We start from the raw sequence: 17,572 nt of genomic DNA, 5'->3' as shown, positions 1-17,572 counted from the left end.
CCGCGCCGACGGCCCGGCCCAGTATCGAGGCGAGTTCCTGGGCGTCCGCGTGCCGGACGTTACCGACCGTTTCGCGGATCAAGGTGGTGCCGTTGCCGTAGGTCACCAACTCGATCCGGCGGGAGCTGTGTACCGACGGGTTGCGCGGGCCGATGGTCCGCACCGAGGTTTCGCCCGAATCGATAGCGGCCCGGACGATATCCTCGAACGGCCGGATGCCGTGCGCGGAATCCCAGGCGCGGCCGTAGCTCTCGGCGTAGGTGTCGCCGCCGATCTCGGTGCGGTGATCGGGGATTTCGAGGTGCAGCGCCGCCATGCCCGCTTCATTGGCGATCCAGTCCAGGTCCGCGGGTGATCGGCGCGGATCATCCGACCGGGCGTCGGCGCGGGCCTCGCGGGAGGCGTCGCCGTAGACCCGCTCCAGCCTCGACTCCGGAATATCGTGGCCCGCCTCGCGCAATTGCAGGGTGGCCAGGAATTCCACGGCGTGGGCCCGGACCTCCTCGTCGAGCATCCGCGCGACGTACTCCGCGCGCGAGAGCTGCAGTCGATCGCGGGCACCGCCTGGCGTCTCCCGAGCCTGCGCCAACTCGGCGTGGATGGCCCCGTGCACCAGCGCGACCATCTGCGCGGCGTCGGTGGCGCCGACATCGAGCCGCAAGGTATTGCGCGCGGGGAAATATCGGTCCGTCCCATCCGAACCGTAGACAATGTCGACCCCGTGGCGGGTCAGCACCTCGTCGGCCCAACGACCGGCATCGGTGCGCGCCAACTGCTCTCGGATCCCGGCGATCCGCTCATCGGCCGCACGGCGGGCCAGGTCCGGACCGACGCCCTCCTCGACGCGGCCTGGCCCGGGCGGATCGGGCCGCGCCACCGGCTCCACCCGGACCCGGCCGACCTCATCGGTCTCGACGTGGAGGTAGGCGCGCTCGACGTCGGTGCGGGACAGTTGCTCGGCGATCAGCGGGTCCTGTCCGGCCTCGGTCAGCACCCGCTGATGGTCGCCGGGTGCGGCGGCGATCAGGAGGCGGTCCGGCGCGCCGGGGATGAGCGCGACATGATCGTTGAGCAGGCGCACGCCCGCGCGATCACCGATCTCCCGGCTCAGCACATCGCGCGCGGCGATGCCGTCGACGTGGGCCGCCGAGCGATCGAATTCGCGCGTGGCCTGGTCGCGTTGTACGGCGAGATCGGCGAGGGTGCGCAGATCGTGTGCGGCGCGGCGCAACTCGGCCGCCCGCTCCGGCGTCGTATCCGACTGCGCCGACTCCGCCTCCAGCCGCGCCAGCCGGTCGGCGATCTGGCCTTGCAGCGGCGCCCGGCTGAGTGTCGGATCGATATCGACGGACCCCGCCAGCTGGGCGAGCCGGGCCGCGACATCCTGCAGGCGAAGCATCCCCGCCTGCCGGTCGACGGCGGCGGCGCGCAGCGCGTCGGCGACCTCCGGAGTGGACGGCCGATGCGTGGTGCTGCCCTCGGGCGGCAGATTCGGCGTGGACCGGATCTCGTCCCACCGCGATCCGTAGTGGTCGGTGTAGGTGCGGCCGTTCGCCAATTCCATGGTGGCCAGGCCCGGGCGCAGCGCGTCGATGCCGACCTCTTCGGCGATCGCGCGCACGTCGGCGCGGCTCAGCTCCGGATCGGTCTGCGCGAGACTGGCTTCCGCGCGGTCGTACGCGGTGGCGTAGATCGGCTCCAGCGGATGGACCGGGATGTCGTAGCCGAGCGCGCGCAGCTCCCTGGTCAGCTGGAAGCGCCGGGCGGCCGCGGCCGACTCCTCGTGGACCATGGCCCGGATGTATTCGTCGCGGGACATGGTGCGAATCCGGTCGCCCAGGTTGGCCGTCCGGCCCTCGACGAAGAATTCGGCGTGCACCGATTCGTGCGCGAGTGTCAGCGCCTGCTGCAGGTGGTCGGCCTCGAGGGAATAGGCGACCGCGGCCAGCTCGCCGCGCCGGAACTCGCCGATCCGGCCGTCGTGGCTGTGGTCGTGATCGTAATCGAGCCGGACCGGACCACTGTCCAAGCGCGCCAGAATCTCTCGGCCGGTCTCTGTCTGCGCCAGGAGTTCGCGAATCTGATCCGCGTGCTCGTCCATGGACCGGCCGATGCGTACCTCCGATGCGGCGGGTACCGCGTCGGCGTCGATCGGATGCACCGGATTGCCCTGGGCGTCGAACAGGATGGCCCTGGTTCCGCGCACATCCACCGGCGCCAGCGGCGGGAAGCCGCGGACGATGCGCGCACCCGGATCCTGCACCACGATTCGCCCGTTGTCGTTGTACAGCACGTAGGCGTGCGCGCCAACGCCGTAATCGTCTGTAGGGCCCGTATATTCGTCGACCACCAGGGCCGCGGAGCCTGGACCGAGCTCCGGGTCCAGCAGCATCCGGGCGATCTCGTCATAGTCGCCGACGGAACGCAGCTCGCCGCCCGCGGCCCGCTGCAACTCCGCGTCGGTGACACCGGCCAACCCGATCAACCGCCCGAAGTCGCGAATGGCCGTGCTGCCGGTCAGGCGTTGGATCAGCCGCAGCGCCAACTCGGCGCAGCGCCCGCGGTTCGCGTCGGAACCGTGGATCCGGTCCGGCTCGGACCGGTCGTGAGCCTCCTCGGACACCGAGTCGTCGGCCGGCCTGGCTTCCGCACCGGGATCACGTGGATCGGGAACATCGGTGTCGGCGCGACGCAGGTCAGCCACGCCATCCGACCCACGACCACCACGCAGATCAACCACATCATCGGTGTCGCTCGGCCGCACCGTGGTGCCGTCCTGAACCCGCGGGCCACGGAGGTCGACCACATCGTCGCTGGGCCGGGACGGCCGCAGATCCGCCACGTGATCGGTGAACGGATGCGCGCCCCGGTCCGCATGTCCGTTGGGGTTGGCCAGATCCCACGCCGACTCGTAGAACGCGCGCAGATTGCCCGCCCGCAGTGGATCGCCGGGCATGGTGAGGTATCGGTGGATCCAGTCGACGCTGTACGCATTGGTGCCGCCGTCGGCCGCGGGTGGTTCGGGCAGCGTCCGATCGTAGGCGCGCTCGACTCCGTCCGTGGGAATATCGAAGCCGAGCACTCGCAGCGCCTTCTTGAACTCGACGGCCAACGCCTGCCCGCGACTCTCCTCCCGGAGCATGTCACGCACGAAATACTCGCGGGAGAGCTCCGTTCGACCCCAGGGGATGTTGGGCGAGTGATTGGTGCGCCGATCGTCGACGTGGCTGGCGGCGCGCACCAATTCGGCGGCCTGCTCCACATCGGGGGTCCCGATATCCAGGATCACCACCCGGCGTTCGGGCGCGTACCGCGCCTGCGCCCCGGATTCGTGCACCACGTGGACACCGGCATCCTCGAGTACGCGCGCCGCCCAAGATCCGATCTCGGTACGCCGCAACAACTCTTGTACCTGTTCGATCCGGCGCCGCGACTCCCGCGCCGCCAGCTCGCGCGGTTCGGGCGCGGTCGCCTCGGGCGGCGATTGCGCCGCCAGCGCCCGATCCACCAGATCCGAGGGAACCGCATCCGGATCGACCCGTGCGATCGATACATAGACGCCCTGTTCGCGGACTCCGATCTCCAGCAACCGCAGAGCGGTATCAGGTTGCCGCAGTGTGGCTTCCAGCCCCGGATCGCGGCGCAACGCTTCGGCGAGTGCTGCGTCGAAATCGCCGTTGCGCCCCGCGACCAGCACCGTCGACGGGTCGCCCGGAATCACCGCCACCCGATCGGTGATCAGTTCACCGCCCTCCTGGGCGACGCGGCCCGTCAGGACGTCCCTGGCCGCCGCGGCGTGGTTCAGTGCCACGAGGCGCCTTGCTTCGACCTGTTCGGTGCGCAGAGTATCCACCGCGTCGGAATAACTCAGCAGGTCATACGCGCGACGCAACAGATCGGCCCGGCGCTGGGCCGCGTCGGCGGGCAGGTTCGTCCGCTCGAGTTCCACCGCGTCGAGCCCGAGCTCCCGAGCCAGTTGCGCGCGGTCCCGCGCATTCGCCGCCAGCTGCTCCCTGACCACCTCGGCGGCCCGCGCGTGATCGACCGGGCCCGGCGGAATGCCGAGCCGCCCGCCCAGCTCCGCGACCGCGCCGAAGGCCTCCCGGCGACGTCCCGCGGCGATGATCGATTCCCGGCCGAGCTCCCTGGCTTCGGTCGCGGCCTCGGGTGTGCGCCACCGGTGCGCCGGTTCGTGCGCGCCGGTATTGGCGGCGGTCCAGTTCGCGGCGTAGTACTCGAGGTAGGAGGTGCCGTCGGACCACGGCCGCATGGCCAGCTCGTTGACGATCGCGTCGATCCCGGCGGAGCGGGCGATCGCCCGCACGTCGTCGTCGGAAAGGCCCGGCAGGTCACGACGGGCGGCCGTACTCGCATCGTCGAAGGCGCGCAGGTATCGCGTCTCGAGCGGGTCGGTGATCGGACTGCGATAGCCCGCCGCCGCCAGCTCGCGCACGAATTCGAAGGTGCGCCCGTGTGCGTCGGCCTCCTCGCGCATTATCGTCTCGAGGTAGTCCTCGCGACTCATCGAGCGCATCCGCTCGGGAGTATTCACCTGTCGGCCGGTGTGGTCGTATTCGGCGTGCACCGCTTCGTGCAACAGGATGTAGGCCTGCGCCAGATGGGATCTGCCATCGGCGTACACCCGCGCGACGATCTCGTCCGCGTGATACCCACCCCCCAGGGTGGGATGCGTGCCCTCGAACAGCACGGCGATCCGAGCCTCGTCCAAGAGCGCGAGCATTTCCCGGCCCACCGCGGTCTGGTCCATCAGCGACCGGATCAGATCGGAAACCTCGTCCATCGATCGGCCGATCCGCGCGTGCGGGCCATCGGCGACCGTATGGCCCGCGGTATCCCCGGAATCGATGGGATGCACCGGATTGCCCTGCGCGTCGAACAGAATCGCGAAGGTACCGCGCACCTCCCGCGGCAGCGACGGCGGGAACCCGCCCTCGGTGATTCCGGCGCCCGGGTCCTCCACCCGGATGACGCCATTATCGTTGCGCAGCACGTACGCGTGGGCACCGACGTCGTAAGCGTCTGTGGCCCCGGCGTATTCGTCGACGACCAGGGCCATCGAACCCGGTTCCGCCAATGCCCGCGCGATCGCCTCGTGATCGGCGAACGGGCGCAGTCGCCCGCCCGCGGCCTGCTGCAACTCCGCCGAGGTCACACCGCTGAGCCCGATGATCCTGCCGAACTCCCGGATCACTTCGCTGCCGGTCAGCTGCTGAATCAGCCGCAGCGCGAGCTCCGCGCAGCGTCCCCGTGTCGGGTCCTCCTCGCGCACCGGCGATTCGGTGTCGGAGCGAATATCCGCCGCCTGGTCGACGGCTTCGTCGGCCGGATGCGCACGCACCTGGTCGGAGTCGGATCGTGCCGATTCGACCTCCCGGTGCGCCGGTTCGGCGCTTCGGTCGTGGGTGATGCCGTCGGGCCTCGGCCCGGAGCCGGTGGCACGGATACCGTCGCCCACGGCGTCGCGGGCGCGCGGTGCCGCCGTCTCGGTTCCGGCGTCCGAGGCCGGCCGCGGCGTCGGCGATCCGGGGTCGTTCGGCCGCGCTGTCGCACCGTCCGCGGGCGGTTGACCCGCGGCCCGGTCCCAGGCGCGGCCGTAGCTTTCGGCGTAACCGTGGATATGGGCGGTGCCGCCGGGCAGGTTCAGATGATCGCGGATGCCCTGCACACCGGCGCTGAATCCGTCGTGCCACGATCGGTCCGGGGCATTCGGGTCGATGTGGCGCGCCGGGTCGGGCGGGAACGCGGCATCATAGGCCCGCTCCAGATCGTCGGCCCGGATGGTGAAGCCGAGATCGCGCAGTTGCTTCTTGAGCTCGATCTCCATGGCGTGGGCGCGGCTCTCCTCCGCCACCATGGTGTCGATGTAGTCCTCGCGCGAGAGCAGCACGCGGTCCTGGGCCGTGCTGACGGTCTGGCCGTGCTCCATATTCTCGACGTGCATGGCGGCGTGCACCAGGTCGATGGCCTGCGCCACATCGGAGGCCGAGTAGTCGAGCACCACCGTCCGGCGCTCCGGCTGGAACTGTGGCCGGGCGCCGGATTCGTGCACCACGTGGATGCCGTTGTTGTCCAGCACCTGATTCGCCCAGGCGCCGATCGCGGTGCGATCCAACAACTCTCGGATCCGATCGGTGCGATATTCGGAGGCGGCGCGGGCGAGCTCACGCGGTGTGATCACCTCCGGCGTCGTCTCCGCGCGCGGTCCGGCGTCGAAGGCCCGCGAAATCACGTCCGCGGGAAGGACACCCGTATCGGCGGCCATGACCGAGACGCCATCGGCGAGGCCGTCGACGGTCACATGCATGAAGGTGATGTCGACATCGGGATGGGTCAGCGCGGTCGCCAGCCGCGAGCTCTGCGCGATCGCGTCGGCGAGCGGCCGGACGAAACCGCCCTGCTCCCCCACGACCAGTACCGTCGGCGGTTCACCGTCGACCAAGGCGACCCGGGCGGTGATCACATGATCGGCCTCGGGTTCCGGCACCATGCTGGTCAGCACATCGCGCGAGGCGGCGGCGTTCAGCGCATCGCGCGCCTCGTCGGCCACACCGCCCAGCCGGTGGTATTGCTCCACCAGATCCGCGAAGTGCAGTAGATCGAATTCGCGACGCAGCATGCCGCCGCGACGCAACTCCAGGGGATCCGACAGCGGCAGCTGGTCCACGTCCGCCGGATCGACCCCGAGTTCCGCGGCGAGTTCGGCGCGCAACTGATCGTTCTCGCTCCACAGCTGTTCCAGCCGCGGGGTCACCTCATTGCGCAGCACCTCCAGCGCCGAGATGCCCAATGCCTGTCGCAGTACGCCGATTTCTTCGGTGAGTTCACGACGCGTCCGCTCGGCGATCCCGACCTCGCGCGCCAATCGATCGGCGTGCTCTTCGGCATCGGGATCGGTCCACTCGTGGTTGCGGCCGACATCGGGTGCGTTCGCCGAATCCCAAGCGTTGCCGTAGTACTGGTGGTAGCTGCTGCCGTCCGGCCATGCGCGGGTACCGATTTCGTCGGCGATGGCGTTGATCGCGGCCAGTCTGGCTCGATCACGCACCTGCTGGTCATCGAGTTCGGGATGGTCCTGCCGCAGCGCCGTTTCCGCGTCGGCGAGGTGCTGGTGGTAGACGGCTTCGAGGGGGTCCTCGGCGACGTCATAGCCCAGATCGCGCAGCTGCCTGGCGAATTCGAACTCTCGCCCGAAGGCGGCGGCCTCCTCCCGCGCCATCGAATCGATGTAGTCCTGGCGGTCCATGCCCTGCATGCGCAGCACCGAATTCGGGCTCTCCCCATTCAGTGCGTACTCCGCGTGCACGGCCTCGTGCACCAGTGTGATCGCCTGCTGCACCTGGGATTGCCCCTCGGTGAAGATCCGAGCGGTCACCTCCCGCGCGTAGTACTCACCCGCGTGATTGCCGTGCGCGCTGCGTCCGAGTTCGTAGCTGTCCAGCACCGCACCGCGATCCAGTGCGGCCAGGATCTCCCGGCCCACCTCCGTCGCACCGACCAGCGATCGGACCTGGTCGGAGTAGAGGTCGAGCGAGAGACCGATCCGCACCGGCGGTCCGGCCACCACGGGGTGCGCGAGGGCGTCCGCGCCGTGCGGATGCACCGGATTGCCCTGGGCGTCGAACAGGATCCCGTAGACACCGCGCGCCTCACGCGGCAGCACCGGCGGGAATCCGCCCTCGACGATCCCGGCGGCCGGGTCCTCCACCCGGATGACACCGTTGTCGTTGCGCAGCACGTAGGCGTGTGCGCCGACATCGTAATCATCGGCGGCGCCGGCGTATTCGTCGACGATCAGCGCCGAGGACCCCGGACCCATGCGTGGATCGAGCAGCAGACGCGCGATCGCCTCGTGGTCACCGTAGGAGCGCAGCGGTGCGCCCGCCGCACGAACCAGTTCTTCGGCCGTCACGCCGTCCAGTCCGACCGGGCGATCGAATCCGCCGATGACATTGCTGCCGGTCAGTCGCTGGATCAGGCGCAGCGCCAGCTCCGCGCAGCGACCGCGCGTCGATTCCGGGGTGTGCGGCGGGACCTCGGAGACGGGCGTCGTCGTCGAGTCGGCGTCAGTGCGCGATTCCGGTTGCGTCGCACCGGATTCGAGCTCGGGCGGGCGGTAGGACCCGTCGGACTGCTGCGTCCTGTTCGGTTCGGGGCGGTTCGGATCGGCGCCCGCATCGGTGCGCAGCCCGTCGGGCAGTGCGATATCCGGCCTGGTGAGACCGGACGCACCGGATTCGGGCGGTCGGCTCGGCGCCTGCCATGACGGGTCCGGTGCGAGCGGGTCGATCGCGTACGGAATATCGGCGCGCCAGCCGGTGCGGGGCGGACGATTCGCGTCCCAGTGGTGGCCGAGACCGATGGCGTGCGCGTTGGCGTCGTTCCAGGTCGCGTTCGGATGGGTGCGCAGGTATTCGGATTCGGCGAGCGCGTCGCGCAGCAGCACCAGATCCTGCGGGAGCGGATTGCCCGCGATGAGCCGGTTCCATGCCTCGGCGACATCGGCCAGCTGGTCCATTCGACGGTGCACGAATGCGCCGTGCGGGTCGGCGAAATCGCGCACCAGATGCTCATCGCGCATCAGATGGTTCTTGATCTGTTCGAGCTGCTCGCGGGTGAGCACCGGCACGTCGTCGCGCAGGTGCGGGGTGAGCGCCCCGGCGATCAGATCGGGATCCACGCCCGACAGCAGCAGTTCTCGAATATCGTCGACCGTATCGCGCACCGCATCCGGATCGTCGACCGCGAAGCGGTCCGCGAGATCCCCTGTGAGACTGTCGATCTTGTCGTGGAGTCGCTGCATCTGAGCGTCGACGTCACCGCGCGGATCGATACCGGGATCACCGGTCACCAACTCGTCGCGCACCCGGTTCACTACATCGCGGCCCGCGTCCAACAGCTGCGCCCGCCGATAGTTCTCCAGGCCCGCGGCGATCGGGTCCAGGTCGGAGTCGTCGGCGCGGAAGCGGAAGTATTCGGCGTCGGCCCATTCCTGCACCTGACGCCACGCGGCAACATCCCGTTCCCATTCGGCGCGTAGCGATTCCGGGATCTCGACGCGGTCGGCGGCCGGTCCGTGTTCGGCCGGATCGTAGGGCCGGAACATCGGTTGCACATGCCGCTCCGGCGGCGCGAACCACTCGTAATTCCGAAACACCGTCCCGAACGGCGGCACATGCTGCAACCACGGCCGCTCCTGCACCCAACGCCCGATCTCCGGATGACGCTGAATCCACGCCTTCACCGCCGGATGACTCGGCACCTGCGCCGCCATCAAAATCAACCGAACAACGTTGTACCCATCAGCACCCCAATGCTGTCCGAACACCACCGCACCATCAGCCACCCCCGCCGTGCTGTACTGCTCCTTCGCCCCCGGCATATTCACCGGCAACGTACTCGCCGGAATCTGACCCGCCGGCACATCATCGGTAGGCAACGTCATGTCATTGACGACATCCTCCATCGCCCAACCACTCACACCATCCGGCGGATCCTTGAAAGTGAACTTCTTGGGCGTAGGCCGATTGTCGCGGCCCTCCTCCCAGCTCGGACGGGTGGCGTCCACCGGATGCCAGATGCCCTCGCCGTCGCGCCACGAGGTCATGTCCAAGCGGTCGCCCTGCCGCCAGCCGCTGCTGAGGCGCTCGATGCGCGGGGGCGCCATCCGCTCGGTGCGCCAATTACCCTCACGGTCGGCCAGCACCCGGCGATACTCGACAGTCGTCTCCGCACGCACCATCGCCTGCGCCACCGCCGGACTACGACGCAACGCATCCGCCAAAGCCCGATCATGATCCGCACGCGGCGCATCCGGATCCGGACGCGGACCGAACACAATGATCCGCGGACGCTCACCATCGATGATGCCGACCCGATCGGTCACCATCCGACCACCCTCGGCTTCGACCAACTGCCGCCACACCCCGGCGACCCTGGCCATTTCGTCCTGGATGCGGCCGATCTCGTTGTGCGCCCGGTTGACACGTTCTGCGGCCTCGGCCAGCAGCTCGACCTGGCGGCGGAGTTCGAGCGCCCGGTCCGCGCGCACGGTGCGATTGAACAAATCGGCCAGCGTGGTGTCGAGCTCCGCCTCGCCCAGACGCGTCTCGGAGACATTCAGACGCCTCGCCATATCGTCACGCATTCCGCGCCACGGGGCGATCTTGCGTAGTTCCTCGGCCCTGGCCCGCGCGAGACGGTCGAGTTCGGCGGCGACCTCGGCCGACCGCGGCCGACCACGGCCCACACCCGCCTGATCGAGTTCGGCGATCCGACGGTCGATCTCGCGCACCTGGTCATCGAGATCGTTCACCCGCTCGGCGGCATTCTCCAGCTTCCGGATCGCCTCGTGGCGCCGGGCGAGCTCGTCCGCATCGACGGGATGGCGGACCTGGGTCGACGCCTCGTCCGGACCACCTGCCAGGTCGATGATGTCGCGGCCGGCGCGGTCGTAGAGACCGAGGATGGTCCCCTCCAACCGATCCCGGCCCAGCGACCGCGGCCGACCCTCGACATCGAGACGCGCGGCCCGGTCATCGCGCTTGGCGCGCTGGAACTCCCGCTCGCGGGCCAGTTCCTCGCGCTGTTTGACCAGTGCGTCGTATTCGGCTCGGGCGGCGGCCGCCGCCGCGTCCGGATCCTGGTGTGTCCCGTCCCGGTCCGACGAGTCGGTGCGATCGGCCGAGGACGTGTCGGGCTGGTCCGGGTTCCGCTGTGCCCCTTCTGGTCCCGGGACCTCCGGACGCCCGGCCTCGGAGGTAGCGGGGCGCACCGGGCTCGACCCGGACGTGCCCGCGTCCGTCGAGTTGGTGCGACCGGTGGTCGAGGGGTCGGGCCCACCGTCCGGATTCCGCTGGCCCGCGTTATCCGACTCACCCGCATCGCGCGTCGCGAGGTCATCGAATCGAGCCGATATCCGCGCTTGGTCCGCGGCCAGCGCATCCATGATCCGCTGGTGCTCGGCTTGGTCGGCGAGGTCTTGCCGGATATATTCCAGCCGCTCCATCAACCGCTCGTGCTCGGCCGCGGCCGCCGCCTCATTGCGGCGGAAGGCCTCATCCGCCGCCGCCCGCTCGCGTTCCAGTGCCGCATCTATCCGGGAGAGCGGATCCGCGGCCCCCCGCTGCGCCGCCGGGTCACCGGAGCCGTCCGGATCGCCGTGCTCCGGCATCCCATCGGTGGCGCCGATCCGTTCCGACATCTCACGGCGGATCTGTTCCAGCCGATCCATGAGTCGCTCGTGCTCGGCCCGCGAGCCCTCCTCGTTGCGCTGGAACGCCTCGTCCAGGGCAGTCAGTTCGCGTGCCAGCGCGGCGTCGATACGGGACCGCGAATCCGATGGCGAGGCATCATCATCGGTTCGCGGCCGGGCGGCCAGCTCCTGGCGTATCTGCTCGAGCCGGTTCATCAGCCGCTGATGCTCAACCGCCGACGTCGCCTCGTTCCGACGGAACGCCTCGTCCAGCGCGGCGCGTTCGCGCTGCAAAGCGGCATCGATCCGAGACCCCGGCTCCACCACCGCGCCCTCGGCGGCGTCCGGATCGACACTGTCGGACTGCCGCTCATCGAGTGTGTCGAGTCGCGCGGACATCTCCTCATGAATCCGCTCCAGGCGATCTATGAGTCGCTCATGCTCGGCCTGCGACGCTTCTTCATTGCGCCGGAACGCCTCGTCCACCGCCGCCAGCTCCCGGGCCAGCGCCACCTCGATACGCGACTGCGGATCGGATGTTCCCGACGAACCATCCTCACGCCGTGGTTGATTCGGCGGCTCCGCGGCGGCGGCAGGGGTGCCGGGCGGTTGGGACGGCGGGCCCTTCGGGGGCGATGCGGCAGCGGGCTCGGCGGGTGTCGGATCCGCATCCGGTTCCGTGGGTCGCGAAGCGGAATCCGATTCCCCCGCATCTGATTCCTGATGCGGCGACGCGTTGTCCGCGGTCCCGTTGGGCTGCCCGGGTACGGGCCGCTCGTACAGCGGCGTCACACCGTCGACCCGGATTCCGTGCGCACGATCCCAGGCACGTCCGTAGATATCGGCGTAGCTGCCGTCGGCCAGGGTGGGGCCGACCTTGTTCATATCGCGGTAGATCGCCTCGGTGCCGCCGACGAATCCCGCGTCCCACAGTCCGTCGACATCGGTGGCATCGTCGAAATACGCCGCCGAACGGGCGCGGTGGAACGCCTTGTCGTAGATCTGTTCCATCCGGTCGACCGGAATGTCGTAGCCCAGCCCGCGCAGCTGTTTGCGCAGCTCGATCTCCAGCGCGTGCGCGCGACTCTCCTCGCGCAGCATCGCCTCGATGTAATCCTGCCTGGGCAGCGTGATCCGATCGCTCGATGTACTCGCCGAATCGTCGAAATGCGAACTCTCGGCGTGAACTGCCGCATGCATCAGGGCAATCGCCTGCTCGACATCGGATGCGCCGATATCGAGCACTACGGTGCGGCGTTCGGGATAGAAGCGCGGCTCCGCACCGTTCTCGTGCACCACGTCGACACCGCTGCGCTGCAACATATCCCGCGCCCAGTCGCCGAAGGCGGTCTGGTCGAGCAAGCCCCACACCTGTTCGGTCCGCCGGGCGGACAGTTCGTCCACCAGGTGGCGCTGTGGTCCGGGCTCGGGCACCGGTTCGGCCGGTTGCAGCCCGAAACGCATGGCGACATCGAGTGCGTCACGCGAAATCGAACGGACGCGAATGCTGCCGTCTGGTCCGACTCGAACCTCGAGGTAGCGCACATCCGCATCGGGGTGCGCCGTGGCGCGCACCACCGCCTCGTCGGTGAGGGCCGCATCCATCAATGGCGCGTCGAAATCCCCTCGGATATCGGCGATCAGCACGATAGGCGGCTCACCCTCAACCAACGCGACCCGATCGGTCACCATGCGTCCGTCGATGCCCTCGGTGAACATCCGGTAATCCAGCACATCTCGCGCCACCAGCGCGGTGAGCTCATCGTGCACCAGAACCGAATCCGTGGTCGCCTGACGGAAGCGATCCAGCTGATCCGACAGCGCCCGCGTATCCAGTTCCCGGCGGAGCAGTTCCGCCCGCCGCTCGGCCTGGTCACCGGTGCGCAGATCGCGGCCGAGATCGGCCGCGTCCACACCGAATTCCCGGGCCAGGTCGGCGCGATCGGCCGCATTGCGGCGATGCAGTTCGTCGATCGCGTCCGACAGCGCGTCGGGTCCCGTCCGGCTCTCCGGCGGAATACCGAGTCGATCGCTCAGCCTGCTGATATCGGCCGAGATGTCCTGCGTGCGTATTTCGATCACGCGACGTCGGTGGATCAGATCGCGAGCCGCCTCTTCGTCCGCGCCGAGCCGGTGGATATCACGATGGTCGGGCGGATTCTGCGCCTGGTGGTCCCAGCCCTTGCCGTAGTGATCGCGGTAATCGGCCGAGGGTGCGTGATCGCCCCACGGCGCCGAGCCCACTTCCGTCTCGATGGCCCGGATGGCCGCATTGCGGGCGATCGTGCGTGCGTGCGCGTCATCGATCCCGGGGTTATTGGCCCTGGTGTCGGCCAGCGCGTCGTCGTAAGCCTGGTGGTAGGCGGTTTCGCGGGAGTGCTCTGGAATATCGAACCCATGACCGCGCAGTTCCCGTGCGAACTCGTACTGTCTGCCGAACGCCGCCGCCTCTTCGCGCACCATGGCGTCGATAAAGGCCTCACGACCCATATGCGTTCGACGGGTCTCGGTATTCGCGGTCTCGCCGTTCATCGTGTACAGCGCGTGCACACCCTCGTGCACCAGGGTCATCGCCTGACTGAGATGGCCGAAACCGGGGGTGAAGATCACCGCCGCCATCGTCGGCGCATTGAAGAGGCCACCGTGGCCGGGATGACTGCCCGCGTGGTCGTACCAGTCGGTGATCCCATGCCGTTCCAACGCTTCCAGAATCTCGCTGCCGATGGTGGTATCGCGCAGCAGCGCTCGAACCTGGTCCGGGTAGTGGTCCAAGGAGGTGCCGATCCGCGGCGGGCGCGCCGATGCCTCATCGGGCGCGGGTTCCGGCCGGTACAGCGGGTGATCGGAAACATCGGAGCCGCGCGGGTGCACCGGATTGCCCTGTGCGTCATAGAGAATCGCGTGCACACTGCGCACCTCACGCGGCAGCGTCGGCGGGAACGGTTCGCGGCGGTCCGCACCGCGGTCGGTGACCTCAACATAGAGTTCGCCGGAACCCGGATGCGCCCGGACGGTCAGCACATAGGCGTGCGCGCCGACATTGTGCTCGTCGACCGGACCGTTGTAGACATCGACCACCAGCGCTCGGGCGCCCTCCCCCATGCGCAGCAGTTCATCCGCGATCGGTTGGTGCAGAGGCTGATCCGCGCCCGGATCGGCGATGCGCCGCAGCGGTGCGCCCGCCGCGTCCTCCAGTTCGGTTCGGGACATGCCCGCCGGACCCACCGGATCCCGCGGCACCCTGATGTGCCTGCTCCCGGTCTCCTGCTGGATCTCCTGCAACGAGAGCCGACCGCACTCACCCCGGTTCGGTGAATCCCCCGGCCGCACCGGGATCCCGGAATCCGCGTCGGAATCGACACGGCCGCCGTTGTTTCCATTACGAGCCGAGGAACGATCGGCTTGCCCGTCGGTCCGCGCGGACCGCACCGGCGTCTCGGACTGCGATGCCAACAGAGCGGCGGCCGCCGCGTCGACGCTATCCCGTTGCGCGTCGGCGTCATCGAGCTGCGCCGGATCGGCATCATCGCGCTGCGGCGCATCCGCATCATTGCGCTGCGGTGCGTCCGCACGCCAAGGCGCGTTGGGCTCGACAGCCGCACGCCGCGCCACTTCGTCCGGATCGACCGGACGCCGTGCCGGGGCATCCCCATCCCCGCGACCGGATCCGTCGTCACCATCCGGCCGCGCGCGCCCCGCGTCCGCACCGTCACCATCCGAGCCCGCGCCCACCACGTCATCGCGCCGCGGACCGCCCCCATCGGCATCGTCACGAACCAGCCCCACGCCATCGGTGCGGTCGCGCGCGGCCGTCGAGTCCGCGTCCTGCCGGACCGGGATGGACGTGTCGGGCCGGTCACGATGCGCATCGGTTGAGCCGATGTCCTCACGAACCGGAGTGGCGGCGTCGCCGTTGTCACCGGGTCGAGTTGTCACGTCCCCATCGGCACGGACCGGGGCGGATGCGTCCGCATCCGCACTCCGCCCGATGACCGAATCCGCGTCAGTACTGTCGCCTCGGGGAATGGCCGTGCCGCCGTCGTTACCCGGCGGCACCCCGACGAGACCTTCGGGCGTCGTAGTGCCGGACTCGACGGCCGGAGTGTGGGCGGGGGTGACCTCTGGGCCGCCATGATGGGTCTGTAGACCGAGGGTCCAGAGCCTGGTACCGCCCGCGGTCGACTCCGTGGTGCCCGTCCGGGAGTCCGCTTGGGGGCGGTGCGCGGTCGCGCCGTCGCGGCCCACCGCGGCGGCGCGGGAATCGGCTCGGCTGTCGGTCGTACCCGCGCGGGGTTCGGTGGTCCTGGTGTCGCTTCCGGACTGCGAGCGTGTGTCCGGGGTGGCTCCGGCATTCCCACGCGCATCGGAACCCGCTGCGGTAGCGCCGGATCCGGTATTTCCGGAACCAGCTGCGGGTCCGGCGCCGGTCGAACCCGCACTTGTCGCGGCCGGACCCACACCCGAGGCAGCAGGTCCAGCACCCGACGCGACCGGGCCTGCGGAACCCGCCGCATTGACGGTCGACCCGGCCCCCGCACCGCTCGCACCGGTGGCGGCGGACCCCGCGTTACCCGCGGAGGTCGAACCGGTACCGGATCCAGCCGAAGTCGAGCCCGTCCCCGAGGCGGGGCCACCACCCGCCGAGGCCGCGCCGCCCGCGGGCCCCACGCCCGTAACGCCGCCCGCCGCAGGCCCGCCCGACTGCGATGCCGCTGGATCGGCGGCCACCGATACACCGTCGGAATGTCCGCTCGACGCCGAACCATCCACCGCGCCGCTCGATGCCGGTCCGTCGTGCACTCCGGCATCGAGACCGCCGGCATGCGGCGTACCGGCCTGCCCCGGCGCGCCCGCTCCCTCGGCCGCCCCGGCCCGCTGACCCGCCGGATGGTCGCCCGCCGGAGCGGTGGACGTGCGGTCGGCACCCGACCCGGATTCGCCCGCGGGCCGCGCCCCACTGCCGGTACCGGCGCGCTCGCCGTCGGGAGAACCCGCGCGGCTATCCGAATCTCCCTCCGCCCGTGGGTTGTTCGCGCTCTCGCCGGTGTTCGACCTTGTTCCGTTCTCGCCCGCATCGCCGCCGTCGTGCGCCCCCTCCTCCGCTCCGGGGTCCGCGGTCCGGCCGGTGTCGCCACCGTTGCGCGTGCCGGATGAGTTGTCGCTGCCCGGCCGCCCGGCCCCGGTATTCGAGCCGCCGCCCCCGGTCTGATTCCCGGTCCCGGCCGGACCGGAACCGGTGGCCGGGCCGACGCCGTTCGAAGGGCCGACGCCGTTCTGGGTACCGCCGAAGCCCGCGGGCAGCAGATTGGAATCTGGACGAAACCCGATGCGCGGCATATTATTCGGGTCGTTATTCGCTGGGGCCGTGTACCACTCCGGGTGTCGTCGGCGCCAAAATGCGTCCGCCGCCGCACGATTCGCGCCGGACATAGCGCCGTTCGAGGCGCCCGCGGTGATCATGCGCCAGTCGAAGCCCGCCAGTGTCTGCCCGGCCGCCTCATTCGCTTTGGCCCAGTCGAATTCACCGGTCAGTATTGTCTGTAGATAGGGCAGCGCGAGCGTGCCGCCGAATCCGGCGAAGGCGCCGACCGTACCCGCCATAGTGCCGACGATCGCACCGTGTACGTAGCCCGGCGTGCCCCGCGGCATGACGTCTCCGAGCCACTTGCCGAACTTGTCACCGAACGGGCTGGCGACGCCGGCGCCGACGGCGGAACTGAACGCGGTGACACCGACCTGGCCCCAGTCGATGCTGTCCCTGTGGCCCTTACCGACCTGCCACGCCTGGATCCCGAGCTCCTGGCCGGTGCCGATAATGGTGTCGATGGCGACGTGGCGCACCAGGAAGGTGGCGAGTCTGCGGCCGATCAACCTCGACATCCACCGGATGACGTTATTCATGATCGTCTGGCCCATCACCCGTATAGCCACCCGGGTGCCCGCGATCGCCGCCGCCTCCGCCGCGGGTGCGGTCGGCGGGAAGATCCAGGCCAATGCAAGCTCCGCCGCCAACAGCGCCAGCGACGTGATCATCATCAGCTGGCCGTATTCGATCTCGGTACCGACGGCGTCCGCCGCCTCGGCCAGCTTGTCGAATTCGTCGGCCAGCGTCTGGATGGATTGGGGACCGCTGCGCAGATCGTCGAATTTGCTCGCCATCTCGTCGATGCCGTCGCCGGAGAGATAGGCGTCCAGCGACATCCGTTTGGCATCGTCGATGTCGTAGATGATCTCCCGCAAGCCGTCCGCGGCGGCGCGCCAGTCACCCGCGAGATCCCACATGCCCTCGGGAGAACCCTCGGGCCATTCGGACCCCGCCACCCAGCCCAGGAAATCGAGCCAGCTGGGTATCTCAGCCAT

General features: G+C 69.4%; 1 protein-coding gene (running past one end of the window). It reads right to left on the bottom strand.

Annotated features, from left to right (window positions below; translation table 11 throughout):
• Positions 1 to 17,572: the beginning of a hypothetical protein gene (locus AB0H61_RS06555; protein WP_357300152.1), read on the bottom strand. It extends 25,937 nt beyond the left edge of the window; the window shows 17,572 of its 43,509 coding nt (coding positions 1-17,572); its start codon is at positions 17,570 to 17,572; its stop codon lies beyond the left edge, outside the window.

Origin of the sequence: Nocardia sp. NPDC050710, assembly GCF_040654375.1 — a bacterium.
Classification (GTDB): domain Bacteria; phylum Actinomycetota; class Actinomycetes; order Mycobacteriales; family Mycobacteriaceae; genus Nocardia.
The sequence above is the reverse complement of the archived record's forward strand: the minus strand, read 5'-3'. Positions and strand labels throughout refer to the sequence as shown.